The sequence below is a fragment of the Citrobacter sp. U14242 genome (assembly GCF_046555775.1).
Taxonomy (GTDB): domain Bacteria; phylum Pseudomonadota; class Gammaproteobacteria; order Enterobacterales; family Enterobacteriaceae; genus Citrobacter.
On sequence record NZ_JBKGLW010000018.1, the window covers coordinates 22,953 to 42,031 of the forward strand.

The 19,079-nt window shown below is 54.1% G+C and carries 20 protein-coding genes; 11 read left to right on the top strand and 9 right to left on the bottom strand.

What is annotated here, in order from left to right; genetic code table 11:
- Positions 1 to 8: 8 nt before the first annotated feature.
- From hycE to hycA, 5 genes are all read right to left on the bottom strand, one after another.
- The gene (gene hycE, locus ACLJXE_RS22680) at positions 9 to 1,718 is read right to left on the bottom strand and encodes a formate hydrogenlyase subunit HycE (protein ID WP_410752093.1); all 1,710 of its coding nucleotides are present in this window, start codon (positions 1,716 to 1,718) and stop codon (positions 9 to 11) included.
- Between the two features lie 17 nt (positions 1,719 to 1,735).
- Positions 1,736 to 2,659, bottom strand: a complete 924-nt coding sequence (locus ACLJXE_RS22685) for a respiratory chain complex I subunit 1 family protein (protein WP_410752094.1) — start codon at positions 2,657 to 2,659, stop codon at positions 1,736 to 1,738.
- Positions 2,660 to 2,661: 2 nt separating this feature from the next.
- Positions 2,662 to 4,488, bottom strand: coding sequence for a formate hydrogenlyase subunit 3 (hycC, locus tag ACLJXE_RS22690; RefSeq protein ID WP_410752095.1), 1,827 nt, complete (start codon positions 4,486 to 4,488; stop codon positions 2,662 to 2,664).
- The gene (gene hycB, locus ACLJXE_RS22695) at positions 4,485 to 5,096 is read right to left on the bottom strand and encodes a formate hydrogenlyase subunit HycB (RefSeq protein WP_005130602.1); all 612 of its coding nucleotides are present in this window, start codon (positions 5,094 to 5,096) and stop codon (positions 4,485 to 4,487) included. Before hycB ends, hycC begins: the two co-directional genes overlap by 4 nt.
- A gap of 142 nt (positions 5,097 to 5,238) precedes the next feature.
- Positions 5,239 to 5,697: a formate hydrogenlyase regulator HycA gene (hycA, locus tag ACLJXE_RS22700; RefSeq protein ID WP_410752096.1), complete on the bottom strand. Its 459-nt coding sequence runs from the start codon at positions 5,695 to 5,697 to the stop codon at positions 5,239 to 5,241.
- Positions 5,698 to 5,895: 198 nt separating this feature from the next.
- Between hycA and hypA the strand changes: the two genes are divergently transcribed.
- From hypA to ACLJXE_RS22735, 7 genes are all read left to right on the top strand, one after another.
- Positions 5,896 to 6,252: a hydrogenase maturation nickel metallochaperone HypA gene (hypA, locus tag ACLJXE_RS22705; protein ID WP_286629694.1), complete on the top strand. Its 357-nt coding sequence runs from the start codon at positions 5,896 to 5,898 to the stop codon at positions 6,250 to 6,252.
- Between the two features lie 84 nt (positions 6,253 to 6,336).
- Positions 6,337 to 7,209: a hydrogenase nickel incorporation protein HypB gene (gene hypB, locus ACLJXE_RS22710; protein ID WP_124020831.1), complete on the top strand. Its 873-nt coding sequence runs from the start codon at positions 6,337 to 6,339 to the stop codon at positions 7,207 to 7,209.
- Complete coding sequence (gene hypC / locus ACLJXE_RS22715) at positions 7,200 to 7,472, top strand: hydrogenase 3 maturation protein HypC (protein WP_006687161.1); 273 nt, start codon at positions 7,200 to 7,202, stop codon at positions 7,470 to 7,472. The genes hypB and hypC overlap by 10 nt, the downstream gene beginning before the upstream one ends.
- A complete protein-coding gene (hypD, locus tag ACLJXE_RS22720) occupies positions 7,473 to 8,594 on the top strand; it encodes a hydrogenase formation protein HypD (RefSeq protein ID WP_286629693.1) in 1,122 nt (373 codons plus the stop codon).
- Complete coding sequence (gene hypE / locus ACLJXE_RS22725) at positions 8,591 to 9,601, top strand: hydrogenase maturation carbamoyl dehydratase HypE (protein WP_286629692.1); 1,011 nt, start codon at positions 8,591 to 8,593, stop codon at positions 9,599 to 9,601. Before hypD ends, hypE begins: the two co-directional genes overlap by 4 nt.
- 205 nt (positions 9,602 to 9,806) lie before the next feature.
- Positions 9,807 to 11,885, top strand: a complete 2,079-nt coding sequence (gene flhA, locus ACLJXE_RS22730) for a formate hydrogenlyase transcriptional activator FlhA (RefSeq protein ID WP_410752097.1) — start codon at positions 9,807 to 9,809, stop codon at positions 11,883 to 11,885.
- A gap of 44 nt (positions 11,886 to 11,929) precedes the next feature.
- Entirely contained in the window at positions 11,930 to 12,358 is a 429-nt protein-coding gene (locus ACLJXE_RS22735) for a molybdopterin-binding protein (RefSeq protein ID WP_003037421.1), read from the top strand.
- A 64-nt stretch (positions 12,359 to 12,422) separates the two neighbouring features.
- On the opposite strand, the gene ACLJXE_RS22740 is transcribed toward ACLJXE_RS22735, so the two are convergent.
- On the bottom strand, positions 12,423 to 12,767 hold the full coding sequence (locus tag ACLJXE_RS22740; protein ID WP_286629738.1) for a nitrous oxide-stimulated promoter family protein: 345 nt from the start codon (positions 12,765 to 12,767) through the stop codon (positions 12,423 to 12,425).
- A 185-nt stretch (positions 12,768 to 12,952) separates the two neighbouring features.
- Here ACLJXE_RS22740 and ACLJXE_RS22745 point away from each other — a divergent pair, with 185 nt between their 5' ends.
- From ACLJXE_RS22745 to sitD, 4 genes are read left to right on the top strand one after another with little or no spacing between them, the layout of a single operon-like run.
- The gene (locus tag ACLJXE_RS22745; RefSeq protein ID WP_410752098.1) at positions 12,953 to 13,870 is read left to right on the top strand and encodes a metal ABC transporter substrate-binding protein; all 918 of its coding nucleotides are present in this window, start codon (positions 12,953 to 12,955) and stop codon (positions 13,868 to 13,870) included.
- A complete protein-coding gene (gene sitB, locus ACLJXE_RS22750; RefSeq protein ID WP_410752099.1) occupies positions 13,867 to 14,682 on the top strand; it encodes an iron/manganese ABC transporter ATP-binding protein SitB in 816 nt (271 codons plus the stop codon). The genes ACLJXE_RS22745 and sitB overlap by 4 nt, the downstream gene beginning before the upstream one ends.
- A gap of 2 nt (positions 14,683 to 14,684) precedes the next feature.
- A complete protein-coding gene (gene sitC / locus ACLJXE_RS22755; protein ID WP_048213040.1) occupies positions 14,685 to 15,548 on the top strand; it encodes an iron/manganese ABC transporter permease subunit SitC in 864 nt (287 codons plus the stop codon).
- Positions 15,539 to 16,390, top strand: coding sequence for an iron/manganese ABC transporter permease subunit SitD (gene sitD, locus ACLJXE_RS22760; RefSeq protein WP_410752100.1), 852 nt, complete (start codon positions 15,539 to 15,541; stop codon positions 16,388 to 16,390). The genes sitC and sitD overlap by 10 nt, the downstream gene beginning before the upstream one ends.
- A 95-nt stretch (positions 16,391 to 16,485) precedes the next feature.
- Here sitD and ACLJXE_RS22765 read toward each other — a convergent pair whose 3' ends face one another.
- From ACLJXE_RS22765 to ACLJXE_RS22775, 3 genes are read right to left on the bottom strand one after another with little or no spacing between them, the layout of a single operon-like run.
- Positions 16,486 to 17,598 (bottom strand): M20 family metallopeptidase, encoded by a 1,113-nt coding sequence (locus tag ACLJXE_RS22765; RefSeq protein WP_410752101.1) that lies wholly within the window; start codon positions 17,596 to 17,598, stop codon positions 16,486 to 16,488.
- 12 nt (positions 17,599 to 17,610) lie between these two features.
- Entirely contained in the window at positions 17,611 to 18,075 is a 465-nt protein-coding gene (locus ACLJXE_RS22770; protein WP_410752102.1) for a YjiG family protein, read from the bottom strand.
- Complete coding sequence (locus ACLJXE_RS22775) at positions 18,072 to 18,791, bottom strand: nucleoside recognition domain-containing protein (protein WP_410752103.1); 720 nt, start codon at positions 18,789 to 18,791, stop codon at positions 18,072 to 18,074. The genes ACLJXE_RS22770 and ACLJXE_RS22775 overlap by 4 nt, the downstream gene beginning before the upstream one ends.
- Between the last annotated feature and the right edge of the window lie 288 nt (positions 18,792 to 19,079).

Consider the following 19,079-nt stretch of genomic DNA (forward strand, 5'->3'; position numbering starts at 1 on the left):
GCGATTCCTTATTTCAGCGGCGAGTTTTTACGCTCGATGCTGTAGCGCTCAAGTTCTTTGTACGGCACGACTTTGCTTTTCTTCTTACGCACATCGACCACGGTCATGCGGTCAGTACAGGAGTAGCAAGGATCGAGGCTACCGATAATCAGCGGAGCATCGGAAACGGTGTTACCGCGCAGCATGTAACGCAGCGTCGGCCAGTTCGCATAGGTGGCTGCACGGCAGCGCCAGCGGTACAGTTTCTGGTTGTCGCCGGTCATGCTCCAGTGGATGTCATCGCCACGCGGTGCTTCGGCAAAGCCCAGTGCGAAACGGTGTGGAATATAAGTGAAGCCTTCCACCGCCAGCGGGCCGCCAGGTAAGTTATCGAGGCCGAAGTCGATCATGTTCAGCGCGGTGTAAACTTCATTGATACGCACTTTCAGGCGCGAAATCACGTCACAGCCTTGTTCACTGTGCACTTCCATCGGCAGCAGACCGTAGCCGACAAACGGGTGATCGGCGCGGGTGTCACGGGCATGGCCGCTGGCGCGAACCATTGGACCAACGTTACTGAAGTCACGGGCAATTTCCGGGTCCAGACGACCAATGCCAACAGTACGCTGTTCCATGTTCGGCGTGCTGAGCAGCATGTCGACCAGCTCCTGAACATCACGACGCATTTGCTGTGCCAGTTGACGGGTCTGGATCATATCCTCTTTCAGCAGGTCACGACGGATGCCGCCGATCAGGTTCAGACCGTAGGTTTTACGCGCCCCGGTGAGGATCTCCGCCATTTTCATGGACGTTTCACGCACGCGGAAGAACTGCATAAAGCCCGAATCGAAACCGGTAAAGTGACAGGCAAGACCGAGGTTCAGCAGGTGCGAGTGCAGACGTTCCACTTCCAGCAGAATGGCGCGGATCATTTGTGCACGTTCCGGCACCACAATCCCCATCGCGTTTTCAACGGAGGTGGTGTACGCAGTGCTGTGAGCAAAACCGCAAATGCCACACACGCGATCCGACAGGAACGTCACTTCGTTATAACCCATACGGGTTTCTGCCAGCTTTTCCATGCCACGGTGGACATAGAACAGGCGGTAGTCGGCGTCTATGATATTTTCGCCATCAACAAACAGACGGAAGTGGCCCGGTTCATCGGAGGTCACGTGCAGCGGGCCAATCGGCACCACGTTATTTTTCTTGTCACCCAGTTCGTTGATGAACTCGTAGGTTTCGGCATCGGTGGTCGGCGCGGGGCGCTGACGGTAATCCATGCTGTCTTTACGCAGCGGATAGAGTTCGTCCGGCCAGTCATCCGGCAGGACCAGACGACGTTCATCTGGCAGACCCACTGGGATCAAACCGTACATATCACGCACTTCACGCTCACCCCAGACGGCGGCGGGTACGCGCGGCGTAACGGACGGGAATTCCAGTTTATTGGCATCGACTTCAACTCGGACGGTTATCCAGCACTTGGTACCCTGCTCCATCGACATCACGTAGTAAACGGCGTAATGACCGCACAACTGGCGTTCGTCGTTACCAAACAGTACGGACAACCAGCCGCCCTGTTTGTAGTAAAGGAACTCCACCACTTCTGGCAGATAGTTCACCTTCACGGTGATGGTCAGCTGATCTTTGGTCTGCCAGGCTTCGTCCAGTACAACGCCAGGGAATGCCTGGTGCAGTGCCGCAAGGTATTGTTGACCTACTTTTTCTTCAGACATGCTCAAACTCTCTTAAATCACGCCACCAGCAAGGAGACGAACGCTAAAAACGCAAACCCAAAACCGGCCCAGGTCACGCGTGAAGTGGCGCAAAAACGCAGACGCGCCATGCTGTTTTCGAACAGGGCAATCACCAGTACGCCGACAACCAGCTTGACGATGGCGATCACCAGCGCCAGCAGCAATCCACCCGCGGTGAAGGTTTCCATCTGTCCCCACGGCAGGAATACGCCGACGAACATTTGCAAAACGACCAGTTGCTTGAGGCTAATGCCCCACTTGAGCACCGCAAAACCGCTGCCGCTGTATTCGGTCAATGGACCTTCCTGCAGTTCCTGCTCGGCTTCCGCCAGGTCGAACGGCAGTTTGCCCATTTCGATAAAGGTGGCGAAGGCACAGGCGCACAGCGCCAGAATCAGCGGGATACTGCGAGCCGCAGGCCAGTGATAAATGGTGTCAGCGATGTTGCTGATATGGGTTGAACCGGCAACCTGCGCCGCGACCCACAGCCCCAGCAGCAGGATGGGCTCAACCAGTACGCCAAGCATCGCTTCACGGCTGGCGCCGATTGCGGTGAATGGGCTACCGGTATCCAGCCCCGCGATTGAAAAGAAGAAACGGGCAATGGCGAACAGGTAGATTAAGGTTATCAAATCACCCAGCTGCGGCAGCGGCGAACCCACGGTCACAACCGGCAACGCGGTGGCGATAGTGAGCATCACGCCAACCATCACAAACGGCGTCAGGCGGAAAACCCAGCTGGAATCAGCAGGCGCAATGCTCTGGCGGCCCAGCAGTTTGATAATGTCGCGGTATTCCTGCAAAACGCCTGGACCGCGGCGGTTGTGCAAACGCGCACGCGCCACGCGGGTAATACCGGACAGCAGCGGCGCCGCGGCAAACAGCACCAGCGCCTGAATTAACGGATACAAAACATTCATTCTCAGGCTCCTCGTGAAACCACAATCACCACCAGCACCGCCAGCTCAATCAGCGCCAGACGGCGGAACAGCACCGGTGCAGTCGCATTCTGCCAGCCAGGAACCAGTGAGACCGGGTTAAGCCATTTACGCAGTTTAAGCACCGGCGCAAAAGCGTCTTTCACCGGCATAGCAAAGCCGTGCGCGGTGATCACCATTGACTGCTCGTGATCGTAGCCACACACCCATGCCGCACCACGTGAACGCGACGGCAGACGGTTGCCTTTGAAAATAGCCATAATGATGAACGGCAGCAGCGGACACGCGATCAGTAGCAGTGTGATCATCGGCTGAGAAACCGTCGTATTCGCCGTTTCCAGCGGCAGTGGAACCGCCGAGGAGAGAAGCGGCAGCAGCCACGGAGCGGCAACGCCGCCAATCACACAGCAGATAGCCAGCGCAACCACGCTCACGCCCATCAGGATGGGTGCGCAGCAGGCGTTTTCCGCTTCCTTTGTACGCGGAGCGCCAAGGAAGGTAACGCCATAGACTTTCGCCATACACATCACCGCCAGTGCGCCGGTAATCGCCAGCCCGACCGCCAGCAACGGGCCTAACAGACGACCAATAAATGCACCGCTGTTACCCAGTTTGAAGAAGGATTGATAGATAACCCACTCACCGGCAAAGCCGTTCAGCGGCGGCAGTGCAGCCATCGCCATCAGCCCAACCAGCATCGCCAGAGAAATCACCGGCATGCGTTTACCGATGCCGCCCAGTTTTTCGATATCACGATGACCGGTACGGAACCAGATGCTGCCTGCGCCCAGGAACAAGACGCTTTTGAACAAACTGTGGTTAACCAGATGATACAGACCGCCGGTCAGGCCGAGTGCTATCAGCGCCGGTTGATTGAGGGAAATCCCGGTCACGCCAGCCCCCAGCCCCAGCAGAATAATGCCGATGTTTTCCAGCGTGTGGTACGCCAGCAGACGCTGGATGTTATGTTCCATCAGCGCATACAAACCACCAACAAACGCGGTGATCATGCCTAACACCAGCAGCGTAACGCCCCACCACAGCGGCGCGTTACCGCCCAGCAGCGACAGGGAGAGAATACCCAGTAAACCGACCTTCATGACCACGGTAGAGAACAATGCCGCAGCCGGCGCGCTGGCGTTGGCGTGTGCCTGTGGCACCCAACCGTGCAGCGGGATAATCCCGGCCAGCAAGCCAAAGCCCGCCACGCCCAGCAGCCAGATGTCAGCGCCGAGCGGCAATTGCTGGGTGCGCAGATCAAGCAGACGCAGCTCCAGGGTACCGTAGCGTTGCCACACCAGATAACAGGCGAGCGCCAACATCAGCGTACCGATACGCCCCAGCGCAAACCACAGCTTGCCTTCTTTGCTGCAGCCCGTCAGGAACACCGCACACAGCGCCATGATTTCTGCCATCACCACCAGCGTACCGAGGTTGCTGGCAACCACTGCGCACACTGCCGCGGCCATCAGCAGATTCACCAGCAGGCCGTTAGCCTTCACCTGAGGATGACGATGCCAGTCAATGTTGTACAGGCTGACAAACAGACCGCACAGGCCAAGCGTAATCAGCCAGATAGCATTCAGCGGCGTCATTTGCAGACTGTGGCCAATAAACGGCATCACGCCGCTCACCGCCAGCGCATTGGTCAGAACGGTAAAACCGGCGGCTGCGGTACACAGGCTGCCTACTGCACCGCCAACCCCAGCAATCCAGCCGCTCAGCGATTTATGAAATGAAAACAGAAATGCCAGAATCGCAGCCGCTGTAAACCAGGCCACGCCGCTGTTAATCAGTGAAATTGCGCTCATTTTGCATCTCCACTCTGAGCCTGCTGAAACAAGGTGAGATCGCCGAAATCGGTATTGAACGTCAGCTCACGCTTGCGTTTGCTGGCGCGGGCGATGTCCATATTGCTCACCAGATGCAGGGCTTTGGTCGGGCACATACGCACGCAGGCCGGGCCTTGTTCATCAAAGCTACACAGATCGCATTTCACCGCGATAGCACGAACACCCGGAACCCAGTCCAGCAGTGTGCTCACACGAGCAGGAGCCGGCGGAGCCGGAGGCGCTTTTGGCGTATTGGCGTTCGCCGGGATGTGCAGCGGGCGGCTGCCGGAAAACTCAATCGCGCCGAACGGACAGGCGATCCCGCACAATTTGCAGCTGACGCACAGGCTTTCATTCAGCTGTACGGCGCCGTCAACACGGTTAATCGCATTAACCGGGCAAACTGTGGCACAAGGCGCATCTTCACACTGGTGGCAAAGCTGCGGTGCAGATTCTTTTTCATTTAACATCACTTTCAGGCGCGGCATTGACTGCAGGCCATGCTGGCGATGTGTCTCTGAGCAGGCGGCCTCACAGGTGTGGCAGCCAATGCAAAGAGTGGAGTCAGCAATTACAAAACGATTCACCAGGCATTCCTCAGGTGATAGTCATTTTTGACGAAAACATGTCTGGAAAATGTCATTTCGACATTTTTCGACATGCCCATTCCCTAAACCGTCGTGATGCAGAGCAAACCGCATCATGACTCAAGTGGGCAACACCCGAGGCTTAAGCCGGGTTATGTCCTTCAACCAGCTGGCTTAAATTCACCGGCATATTGTTTTCAACTGCGGTGTACAGGCTGTCGTAGACGCTGGCGATTTTTTCGAGATAGTGCTCCAGCACTTGATCGCGATCGCGGTTGCTAATGCGATCATCGACCTGTCCGTCGAGAGTCAACTCTGCCTGTGCAATCAGTTGCTTATCATCACCATCTTTCGTTTCAACGTAGTACTCGATGGTGTGGCTGTTAAAGCCGTCCGCCAGCGTGACGTAGATAGTGAAATGTTCAAAAAGGACAAAGCACAAATCCTTGTCCGGCGCGCAGCTCATCGCATGATGCAAACGCGCTTTTGACAGGGTGATCCCCTGAACCAGCGAGTTGCAGTAGATACGCCACTGGTCCTGTAGGCGACGATGCCGTTCAGCGATGTAATCGGCTTTTTCGCTTATTTCCCAAATAGTCATGTCAGGTTACCCGTTTAGCAGAGATGAACAGCCTTAAGCACATTTCATGCCAAAATTAATTTTGTTTATTTTCAAATGGTTATTTGTTTATGGTGCGATGACGACATGTCATTTCGTCATCGTCGACATTGTCACAAACGTGAAAATTCAACCTGGCATGTTTATTGCTTTTAAAACGGCAACATCTTAGGAGGCGATATGCACGAAATAACCCTCTGCCAACGGGCACTGGAATTGATTGAACAACAGGCCACCCAACACGGCGCAAAGCGGGTAACTGGGGTCTGGCTCAAAATTGGCGCATTTTCTTGCGTAGAAACCAGCGCTCTCGCCTTTTGTTTTGATCTGGTATGCCGTGGCACCCTTGCAGAAGGTTGTAAACTCCACCTCGAAGAACAAGAAGCCGAATGTTGGTGCGAATCTTGTCAGCAATACGTCACGTTACTGACGCAGCGCGTGCGTCGGTGTCCACAATGCAATAGCGATATGCTGAGAATTGTGGCCGACGACGGCTTACAGATTCGAAGAATTGAAATAGGCAACGCCGAAGACTAATTCCGGTGACACCTGCCAGGCCGGATAAGGCAAAGCCGCCATCCGGCAACAGATATACCGCAAGATAAAGATCAGGAGTGAGCGATGTGTACGACATGTGGTTGCGCTGAAGGCAACCTATATATAGAGGGTGATGAACATAACCCCCACTCGGCGTTCCGCAGCGCGCCATTTGCCCCGGCGGCTCGCCCGGCACTGAATATTACCGGTGTGAAAACCTCCAGTTTCGCACCGAGCCAGACCGCTGAAGGCGATCTGCACTACGGTCACGGTGAAGCAGGAACTCACGCGCCAGGTATGAGCCAGCGCCGTATGCTGGAAGTCGAAATAGACGTACTGGACAAAAACAATCGTCTGGCCGAACGCAACCGCGCCCGATTTGCTGCCCGTCAGCATCTGGTACTGAACCTCGTCTCAAGCCCTGGCTCCGGTAAAACGACGCTGCTGACCGAAACGCTGATGAAGCTGAAAGACAGCGTGCCATGTGCCGTCATTGAAGGCGACCAGCAGACGGTTAACGATGCCGCTCGTATTCGCGCCACTGGCACACCCGCAATCCAGGTCAACACCGGTAAAGGTTGTCACCTCGATGCGCAAATGATTGCCGATGCTGCGCCACGTCTGCCGCTTGATGACAACGGCATTCTGTTCATTGAGAACGTTGGTAACCTGGTCTGCCCAGCCAGCTTTGACCTCGGCGAGCGTCATAAAGTCGCCGTGCTCTCTGTTACCGAAGGTGAAGATAAGCCGCTGAAGTACCCGCACATGTTTGCTGCTGCATCACTGATGCTGCTCAACAAAGTGGATCTGCTGCCTTACCTCAATTTTGATGTTGAAAAGTGCATCGCCAGCGCCCGGGAAGTGAACCCGGACATTGAAATCATCCTGATTTCCGCCACCAGCGGTGAAGGGATGGATCAATGGCTGTCATGGCTGGAGAATCAGCGATGTGCATAGGTGTTCCGGGTCAAATCCGCACCATTGATGGCAACCAGGCTAAGGTCGATGTTTGTGGTATTCAGCGCGACGTCGATCTGACACTGGTCGGTAGCTGTGATGAAAATGGTGAGCCACGTCTGGGCCAGTGGGTACTGGTTCACGTCGGTTTCGCCATGAGCATCATTAATGAAGCTGAAGCGCGCGACACGCTCGACGCGCTGCAAAACATGTTTGACGTTGAGCCGGATGTCGGCGCGTTGCTGTATGGCGAGGAAAAATAAATGCGTTTTGTTGACGAATATCGCGCACCAGAACAGGTGATGCAGTTGATAGAGCATCTGTGCGAGCGTGCCACTCACCTCTCCTATACCGCCGAACGCCCGCTGCGCATTATGGAAGTGTGCGGTGGTCATACCCACGCTATCTTTAAATTCGGTCTCGATCAGCTTCTGCCCGCAAACGTGGAGTTTATTCACGGTCCGGGCTGCCCGGTGTGCGTTCTGCCGATGGGCAGAATTGACAGTTGTGTCGAAATCGCCAGCCACCCGGAAGTGATTTTCTGCACCTTTGGCGATGCGATGCGCGTCCCGGGAAAACAGGGCTCGCTGCTACAGGCCAAAGCACGCGGCGCAGATATCCGTATCGTCTATTCTCCGATGGATGCGCTGAAGCTGGCCGAAGAAAATCCAACGCGCAAAGTGGTGTTCTTTGGCCTGGGTTTTGAAACCACCATGCCGACAACCGCTATCACTCTGCAGCAGGCAAAACAGCGCAACGTGCAGAATTTTTACTTTTTCTGCCAACACATTACCTTGATCCCAACGCTGCGCAGCCTGCTGGAACAGCCGGACAACGGTATCGACGCCTTTTTGGCACCGGGTCACGTCAGTATGGTTATTGGCACTGATGCCTATAATTTCATTGCCTCAGATTTCCATCGCCCGCTGGTGGTCGCCGGCTTCGAGCCGCTTGATCTACTGCAAGGCGTGGTGATGTTGATTGAGCAGAAAATAGCGGCCCAAAGCCAGGTTGAGAACCAGTATCGCCGCGTCGTACCGGATGCCGGTAACGCATTAGCACAGCAGGCTATCGCTGACGTGTTCAGTGTCAACGGTGACAGCGAATGGCGGGGTCTGGGCGTGATCGAATCATCCGGCGTTCACCTGACGCCGGACTATCAGCGCTTTGATGCCGAAGCACATTTCCAGCCAGCGCCGCAGCAGGTGTATGACGATCCGCGCGCACGTTGCGGAGAGGTGCTGACTGGCCGATGCAAACCGCATCAGTGCCCATTATTTGGTAAAACCTGTAACCCGGAGACCGCATTTGGTGCCCTGATGGTCTCCTCCGAAGGCGCATGTGCCGCCTGGTATCAGTATCGTCAGCAGGAGTGTGAAGCATGAACAGCGTACAACTCGCCCACGGTAGCGGCGGTCAGGCTATGCAGCAGTTGATCAACAGTCTGTTTATGGAAGCTTTTGCTAACCCGTGGCTGGCAGAACAGGAAGATCAGGCGCGCCTGGAACTGGCACAACTGGTCGCAGAAGGCGATCGTCTGGCGTTTTCAACCGACAGCTACGTTATCGATCCACTGTTCTTCCCCGGCGGCAACATTGGCAAGCTGGCAATCTGCGGTACGGCTAACGATGTCGCGGTCAGCGGCGCGATACCGCGCTACCTCTCCTGCGGTTTTATCCTCGAAGAGGGTCTGCCAATGGAGACGCTGAAAACCGTCGTGAACAGCATGGCAGCAACCGCCCGCGAGGCGGGTATTGCTATCGTCACCGGCGATACCAAAGTTGTGCAGCGCGGCGCCGCGGACAAACTGTTCATAAACACTGCCGGCATGGGCGCGATCCCCGCCAATATCCACTGGGGAGCGCAAACCCTGAGCGTAGGCGATGTGCTGCTGGTGAGTGGTACGCTTGGCGATCACGGTGCGACTATTCTCAACCTGCGCGAACAGCTTGGGCTTGATGGCGAACTGGTCAGCGACTGTGCCGTGTTAACGCCGCTTATCCAGACGCTACGCGATATTCCTGGCGTGAAAGCGCTGCGTGATGCCACCCGCGGCGGCGTAAATGCGGTAACACATGAATTTGCTGCCTCTTGCGGATTTGGCATTGAGCTGTCTGAAGCGGCACTGCCCGTGAAACCTGCCGTGCGTGGCGTTTGCGAACTACTGGGTCTGGACGCACTCAACTTTGCCAACGAAGGCAAGCTGGTGATTGCCGTTGAACGTCAGGCTGCTGAAGCCGTACTCGCCGCACTCCACGCCCATCCTTTAGGACGCGATGCCGCGCTAATTGGTGAAGTCGTCGAGCGTAAAGGTGTACGTCTTGCCGGACTTTACGGCGTGAAACGGACCCTCGATTTACCACACGCCGAGCCACTGCCTCGGATATGCTAGCAGCCGGTTGGCAATCTGTTTCTGGCCGGATAAGCCGCATTTGGGTCGTTATCCGGCATGAACACTGTATTACTGCCTGATGGCGTTTTGCTTATCAGGCCGACGGCTTGAATACCCGCCTCATCCGGCGCTATTTTACGACTTATACCTATAATTCATTTACCGTTTTCGCACCGTTCTGCGGTGTTTTCCCTGGAAAAGCAATATGTCGTATACACCGATGAGTGACCTCGGACAGCAAGGCCTGTTCGATATTACTCGTACATTATTACAGCAGCCCGATCTTCAGTCACTCAGTGAGGCGCTTTCGCAGCTGGTCAAGCGTTCAGCGCTGGCCGACTGCGCGGCTATTGTGTTATGGCAGGCACAGACGCAGCGTGCGCGTTATTTTGCGACGCGTGAAAATGGTAAACCCATCGACTATGAAGACGAAACGGTACTGGCACACGGTCCGGTACGTCGTATTCTGTCCCGCCCCGATGCGCTGCACTGTAACTATCATGAGTTTTCAGAAACCTGGCCACAGCTGGCCTCTGGCGGGTTGTATTCTGAATTTGGTCACTACTGTTTGCTGCCGCTGGCAGCGGACGGACGCATCTTTGGCGGCTGCGAATTTATCCGCAACGAGGATCGCCCGTGGAATGAAAAAGAGTACAACCGGCTACAGACCTTCACCCAGATAGTCGGCGTCGTTGCGGAACAAATTCAGAGCAGGGTCAGCAACAACGTCGATTACGATTTGCTGTGTCGCGAACGTGACAATTTTCGCATCCTTGTCGCCATCACCAATGCGGTACTCTCCCGACTGGACATTGACGAGCTGGTCAGCGAAGTCGCCAAAGAGATCCACCACTATTTCGACATTGATGCCATCAGCATCGTGTTACGCAGCGATCGTAAAAATAAGTTGAGCATCTACTCCACCCACTATCTGGATGAACATCATCCGGCTCACGAACAGAGTGAAGTGGATGAAGCTGGCACGCTTTCCGAGCGGGTGTTCCGCAGCAAAGAGATGCTGCTGATTAACCTGAGCGAACGCGATACCCTGGCACCTTATGAACGCATGCTGTTCGAAACCTGGGGTAACCAGTTACAAACGCTGTGCCTGCTGCCGCTGATGTCCGGCAACACGATGCTTGGCGTGCTCAAACTGGCGCAGTGTGAAGAAAAAGTTTTCACCACCGCTAACCTGAAACTGCTGCGCCAGATTGCCGAACGCGTCGCCATTGCCGTAGATAACGCGCTTGCCTATCAGGAGATACACCGCCTGAAAGAACGTCTGGTCGATGAAAACCTGGCGCTGACCGAGCAACTGAACAATGTGGACAGTGAGTTCGGTGAAATCATCGGTCGCAGCGAAGCCATGTACAGCGTACTCAAACAGGTCGAAATGGTGGCGCAAAGTGACAGCACCGTATTGATTCTGGGTGAGACAGGTACGGGTAAAGAGCTGATCGCCAGAGCGATTCATAATCTGAGTGGACGTAATGCCCGCCGGATGGTGAAGATGAACTGCGCAGCAATGCCTGCCGGATTACTGGAAAGCGACCTGTTTGGTCACGAGCGCGGCGCCTTTACCGGAGCCAGCACACAGCGAATTGGGCGTTTCGAACTGGCGGATAAAAGCTCGCTGTTCCTCGACGAAGTCGGTGACATGCCGCTGGAACTCCAGCCGAAGTTACTACGTGTACTTCAGGAGCAGGAATTTGAACGCCTGGGCAGCAACAAGCTGATCCAAACCGACGTTCGGTTGATCGCCGCCACCAATCGCGATCTGAAAAAGATGGTCGCCGATCGGGAATTCCGTAACGATCTGTATTACCGGCTGAACGTTTTCCCGATCCATTTACCCCCGCTGCGCGAGCGCCCGGAAGACATCCCACTGCTGGTGAAAGCCTTTACCTTTAAAATCGCTCGCCGGATGGGACGCAATATCGACAGTATTCCTGCCGAAGCGCTTCGTACATTGAGCAGCATGGAGTGGCCGGGTAACGTCCGCGAACTGGAAAACGTGGTGGAACGCGCCGTTCTGCTGACCCGAGGCAACGTACTGCAATTATCCCTACCAGATATCACCACGCAGGCACCGCCCCCCCCTTCGGTCGCAACCGAAGTCGCACAGGATGGCGAAGATGAATACCAGCTGATTATGCGGGTACTGAAGGAGACCAATGGCGTTGTCGCCGGTCCTAAAGGTGCTGCGCAGCGACTGGGGCTAAAACGAACCACGCTGTTGTCGCGTATGAAGCGATTAGGGATTGATAAGGATGCGCTGGTTTAGCCATTGTGGCTATACTGGGTGATAACTCAACGAAAGGAGGCAGTATGGCGGTATCAGCACGTAATCAATTAACCGGTACAGTCAGTGCAGTTGCAACTGGCGCAGTGAATGATGAAGTTGAACTGACGTTGGCTGGCGGCGCAAAACTGGTCGCGATTGTGACCCATAGCAGTCAGCAGGCACTGGGTCTGGCGAAAGGAAAAGAAGCCATTGCGCTGATCAAAGCACCGTGGGTTACGCTGGCGACTGAAGACTGTGGCCTGAAATTCTCTGCCCGTAACCAATTTGCCGGTAGCGTTTCACAGGTCACCGAAGGTGCCGTTAACGCCACCGTACACATCAAAACTGATGCCGGTTTTGACATTGTCGCGGTCGTGACGAACGAAAGTCAGCAAGAGATGAAACTGAGCCAGGGAAGCCGCGTCATCGCGCTGATCAAGGCCTCGGCCATTCTTATTGCCACCAAAGCGTAATTTATTGCCCGATAGCGCTTTGCCTGTCGGGCCTATATCACTGCCGCCATTCGACATAAAAAATCTACTTCTTGCGCTGATATTTCTCAGGTAATTCCGGGACAGGACGCTTGTCATCAATCAGATGGCGAACGGTCAGAATCGGGTGACGCCAGAGCATTCTCGGCCCCGCCCAACGCATAATTTGCTTCATCTCTTCCCGTTTGGCTGGCTGATAGCAGTGTACCGGGCACTGCTTGCAGGCCGGTTTTTCCTCACCAAACACGCACTTGTCCAGACGCTTTTGCGCATAGGCAAACAACGCATCGTAATGCCCCTGCTCATCTGACGCTTCCGGACACTGGTTTTCGTACAGCGAGATCATTTTTTGGATCGTCATTTTTTCGCGAGCAATACGTTTGCCGGACATGATGCCTCCATAATTAAGTTGCATAAATAATACACCTTAAAAATACGCAGCACTATTACCTGAAGGTGATACATCCTTACCCCCACACAAATAAGAATTATTTTCATTTATTTATGCCATGTGCTATATAACATAGCAAAGGCTATATTCGATGATTAATTAACCGCTTTGTTGTGAGGGATACTATGCCACATCTGCCTCGTCTGAAGTCAGTTCTCCTTGCCAGCCTGTTGACGGCCCTTACGCTGTCACCTGCCTGGGCAAAAGAAAAGTTTAAGGTAATCACTACGTTTACGATAATTGCTGATATGGCAAGCAATGTGGCAGGCGATGCGGCGGACGTCAGTTCAATTACCAAACCCGGAGCTGAAATTCACGAATACCAGCCTACGCCAGGAGACATTAAGCGGGCGCAGGGCGCGCAGTTAATTCTCTCGAATGGTCTCAATCTGGAACTCTGGTTCGCCCGCTTCTACCAACATCTGTCCGGCGTACCGGAAGTGATGGTCTCAAACGGCGTACAACCGATGGGCATCAGCGAAGGGCCATACAATGGAAAACCCAATCCGCATGCCTGGATGTCAGCAGACAACGCACTGATTTACGTGGATAACATTCGCGATGCGTTAATGAAATATGACCCGGAAAACGCAGCGACCTACCAGAAGAATGCCGAGCGCTATAAAGCGGAAATTCAGCAAACGCTCGCGCCGCTCCAGGCCGAACTTGCCAAAATTCCTGCCGATAAACGCTGGCTGGTCACTAGCGAAGGGGCGTTCTCCTATCTGGCACGCGATAACGATCTGAAAGAACTGTACTTATGGCCGATCAACGCCGATCAACAAGGTACACCGAAACAGGTACGCAAGGTGATCGATACCCTACGAGCGCATCAGATCCCCACGGTATTTAGCGAAAGTACCGTGTCCGACAAACCCGCGCGTCAGGTAGCCCGAGAGTCTGGCGCACATTACGGCGGCGTGCTGTACGTCGATTCACTCAGCGCTGCCGACGGCCCGGTCCCGACCTATTTGGATCTGCTACGCGTCACCACACAAACTATTGTTAACGGCATCAACAACGGCCTTGGGAGTCAACCATGAGTCAATCTGCGATTACCGTGAATCAGGTTACGGTGACGTATCGCAACGGCCACACCGCTCTGCGGGATGCCACGTTTCAGGTTCCGGGTGGCTCGATTGCCGCGCTGGTTGGTATAAATGGTTCCGGGAAATCAACACTGTTTAAGGCGTTGATGGGGTTTGTCCGGCTGGCACAGGGGGAAATCTCTATCCTGCAACAGCCGGTCAACAAGGCGCTAAAACAGAATCTGATTTCCTACGTTCCCCAGTCGGAAGAGGTGGACTGGTCATTTCCAGTGCTGGTGGAAGATGTCGTCATGATGGGACGTTTTGGTCATATGGGTTGGCTGCGTCGGCCAAAGGCGCACGATCACGCCTGCGTGGATGCAGCGCTGGCGCGGGTCGATATGCTGGGCTATCGCCATCGCCAGATTGGTGAACTTTCCGGTGGGCAGAAAAAACGCGTTTTCCTGGCAAGGGCCATTGCACAAGATGGGCAGGTCATTTTGCTGGATGAACCCTTCACAGGCGTCGATGTAAAAACCGAGGCCCGTATCATTGATCTGCTGCGAGAATTGCGTGATGAGGGCCGAACCATGCTGGTCTCCACCCATAACCTGGGCTCAGTCACCGAGTTTTGTGATTACACGGTAATGATCAAAGGCACCGTGCTGGCAAGCGGTCCAACTGATACCACCTTTACCACCGAGAACCTTGAACAGGCATTTAGCGGCGTTCTGCGTCACGTCGCATTGAGCGGGGGTGAGCAGCATGTGATTACTGATGATGAGCGCCCGTTTATTTCGCGTCGCGCGGCACGCGAGGGGGAATAGTCATGAACTGGCTGACAGAACCCTTTGGTTACCAGTACATGCTCAACGCCATGTGGGTTTCGGCGATGGTCGGCGGCCTGTGCGCGTTCCTCTCATGCTACCTGATGCTCAAAGGCTGGTCGCTTATTGGCGATGCACTATCGCATTCCATCGTACCCGGTGTTGCCGGAGCATATATGTTAGGGCTTCCCTTCGCGCTGGGGGCATTTCTTTCCGGGGGACTGGCTGCGGGCAGTATGCTGTTTCTCAATCAGCGCTCACGCCTGAAAGAAGATGCCATCATCGGGCTGATATTTTCCTCTTTCTTCGGTATCGGACTGTTTATGGTGTCACTCAATCCGATGTCGGTGAACATCCAGACCATTATTCTCGGTAACGTGCTGGCGATTGCGCCGGAAGATATTTTGCAACTGGCGATCATCGGCGTTATCTCACTGACCATCCTGCTGCTGAAGTGGAAAGACCTGATGGTGGTCTTTTTCGATGAAAACCATGCACGCTCTATCGGTCTGAATCCTGGTCGGCTGAAGCTGCTATTTTTTACGCTGCTCTCCGTTTCCACCGTTGCTGCGCTGCAAACCGTCGGCGCGTTTCTGGTGATTTGCCTGGTGGTCACGCCTGGCGCGACCGCCTGGTTACTGACGGATCGTTTTCCACGCCTGCTCACTATCGCGGTAGCTATCGGTAGCCTGACCAGCTTTTTTGGCGCCTGGCTAAGCTACTGGCTGGACGGCGCAACCGGAGGAATTATTGTGGTTCTGCAAACACTGTTATTCCTGCTGGCGTTCGTTTTTGCACCCAAACACGGTCTGCTGGCAAACCGCCGCCGCGCCCGGCAGGTGAACAAGGAGTCCTCATGTTCTTAACCACATTACTGGAACCCTTTCAGTTCAGCTTTATGGTCAACGCGCTGACCATCTCCGTAATCGTCGCCGTACCCTGCGCGCTGCTGTCGGTATTTTTGGTATTGAAAGGTTGGGCGCTGATGGGGGATGCCATGAGTCATGCGGTCTTTCCGGGGATTGTACTGGCCTGGATTGCGGGTATTCCGCTGGCGATTGGCGCTTTTGTCGCCGGATTGTTCTGCGCAGTAGCCACCGGGTATCTTGACGATAACAGCCGTATCAAGCGTGATACCCTGATGGGGATCGTCTTTTCCGGTATGTTTGGCGCCGGACTGGTGCTGTATGTGTCAATCCAGTCTGAAATTCATCTGGACCATATTTTGTTCGGTGACATGCTGGGCGTTTCGCTGGGCGATATTGTGCAGACTGCGGTTATCGCTTTGGGGATAGCGCTTATCATCGGGCTCAAATGGAAAGATCTGCTACTGCATGCGTTCGATCCGCACCAGGCAAAGGCCAGCGGTCTTAACACCACACTGCTGCATTATGGTCTGCTGTGTATGATCGCCCTGACTATCGTCGCGACGCTAAAGTCGGTAGGTATTATTTTGTCGATCTCCTTGTTGATTGCCCCCGGTGCGATTGCGATTTTAATGACACGCAGGTTCGCCCAGGCATTATTACTGGCTACCGCCATATCGGTTGTAACGTCATTTCTGGGTGTATACCTGTCATTTTTCATCGACAGTGCCCCCGCGCCGACGATAGTCGTTTTATTTTCCCTGCTGTTTGTCATCACCTTTATTTATTCAACGTTGCGCGATCGTCATTCAGAAAGTCGGCTTCAGTCGCATGATGTATAAATAATACTTAATAGTATGTTAGCTAATATTTCTGACATTAATAAATAGCCATGGTATTAATATAGCCTCCCGCAGGAGGCTATATTAGTCGTAGATTACAACATCGTGATGATACGTTTTAATAAACGAATTCGCGGCTCGATAGAGGCAATATCCAGCCACTCATCTGCACTATGAAAACCTGCACCGATAGGTCCCAACCCGTCCAGTGTCGGAATGCCTAACGCCGCGGTGAGGTTCGCATCGCTGCCCCCCCCCACTGCCTGCCAGGTTACTGCAACACCCTCTTCCTGCCCGGCGCGTTCAACCAGAGTCATCAGTTGTTGTGTGTCTTCGCTCGCCGCCATCGCAGGTTTATGACTTACGCGGGTGAGCGTAGTCGTCACCCCATCAAGGAAACCTTGCTGACAAAGAGACTGAAGCGCCTGATGCACACGCTCATATTCTTCGTTTTCCCAGAAACGCACATCCAGTTCCGCATGCAGCTTCGCCGCGACTACGTTCGCCGCACTTCCGCCCTGCACCACTCCCACGTTCAGCGTGGTGCCACGCGCTATGTCAGCCAACGCGTTAATCGCCAGTACGCTATGAGCAAAAGCGGTTATGGCAGAGCGCCCTTTTTCCGGTTCATTACCGGCATGCGCCGCTACCCCCTCAAAGGTCAGTTGATAGCCGCCCACGCCTTTGCGCGCTTTCACCAGCGAACCGTCTGCCCGGGCTGCCTCACAAACCAGAACACAACGCGCACGTTTCGCCAGTCCACCAATCCATTCGCCGGAGTGAACACTACCTGTCTCTTCATCCGGGTTCATGGCAACGGCGATAGATAAGCGTGCCTGATGCTCCGCGGGCAAGGTACGCATGGCCCAGACGATGTTCAGCAAACCACTTTTCATATCGGAGACGCCTGGCCCGTACAGGCGATTTTCATCACGGCTCATCGGGCGTTCAGCTACGGTACCCACCGGGAAAACGGTATCCAGATGGCCGACCAGCAGCACATCATATTCTGTAGCATGAGGTTTATTGGTCGCCAGTAACGCCGGCCCAACCGCACTGCCTAAATCAACCATCTCCGTTTGCCAGCCTTCCTGCTGCCAGAGCTCGCGCATCACCGCAGCAACATGGGCAACACCTGCGACCGTTTGCGTTCCGCAGTCGATGTTGACCAGCGTTTGCAGTTCATCAATGTACTTTTCCACATCCATGGTATTTCCTTATCAGAGAATAATGCGCATCAGCAGCATCGCTAAAAAAGCGTTCAGAACGGAGATAATAATCATCAGGGGAATACGTTTAGCATGGGTGCCAATCACCCCGAGAATACGGCCCAGATACTGTACCTGTGAGCCCATCAGATAAATCGCCGGGGCCAGAATCGCCAAGTGTTCACCTGTCAGAATACCTTTATCAAACAGACCAATAGCGACACCGATTCCTCCGCCCATCGACATCCATCCGCCAATCAACACCGCAGCAGCTTCGCCGGGCAGACCAAAGAGCCCCATCAGCGGCGCGAATACCATGCCAAGCCCTTTCAGCGCACCGGTGATCTCCAGCGCTTTGATGATGATAAAGGCCATTACAACGTTCGGCAGCGTGCTGGTTGTCGCAATATTCCAACCTTTGCGGGCACCTTCGACAAACACATCGGTAATAACAGGATTAGACGTTGGTGCACTCATGATGCTTCTCCCGCAACGGTTGATTCGGCTTTTTTACTGGTGAACGTCAGGACCAGGCGCATCATGTTGGCGCCAACAATTTTCATAATGAACATTACAGCAACACATGCGCCAATAGACGCAGGCACGGCCGGGGTGCCGTCTACGGCCATCAGCGTGAACAGGATTGCACCAGAGGAGAAGAAGTTGGTGATCATGGCCCCAGCAGAAAACTGGAACATGGCAAAAATATCTTTCTCATTCTGCGTGATTTCGCCTTCATCAGCGAGGTTACGCGTTAACGACGCGCCAACGTCCGTACTCTGCAGGCTGCCAATCAGCGCCAATCCGGTATTCCCGGGGATCCCCATCAGCGGACGCAGCAAAGGGGTTAACAAACGACGCGCCGCACGCAGAGCGCCGTAATGCTCCAGCACATTGATCATGCCCAGAGCAAACATAACGGCAGGAATCAGTCCCAACGCGAAAAGGAAACCGTCCATCGCACCGTGGCCGCCAGTACCCCGAAACGCGCTGGTCGCCGTGGTCAGCGTTTCGCCTTCCAGGCTCGCTTTACTGACCACTTTGCCAAATGCACCATTCAGGGTGGTGAAATCAAATACGCCGTACCATTCTTTTCCGCCAAGTAATCCAGAGAAAAATACTGCGGCGAATGCCAGAGCAAAATAAGCGCCCGGCCCTACCTTATTATCCTGGGAAGGTAAACTCATATCCATTTCCTTGTTAATGTGGTGAATCGCCAGGCCATTTTGAATAAACAAAGAATAAATAAAGTGATTTAAATCATCCTGACAGCGTCCTTTACTCAGAATAATTTAAAAATGTGATGCATCAGAGTTTGCCAGCGAAATAAAGTCAGTATGTTAACTTTTAAATAAATCACTACTTATGTAATGAAGCGTAAATAACACAACAAGAAGGTGAGCAGGATTAAAAATAATAAAAAACAAGATTTACAGATATAATAAATCATGCAGCTGTAAAATGCCGCCCCACTCTGCATG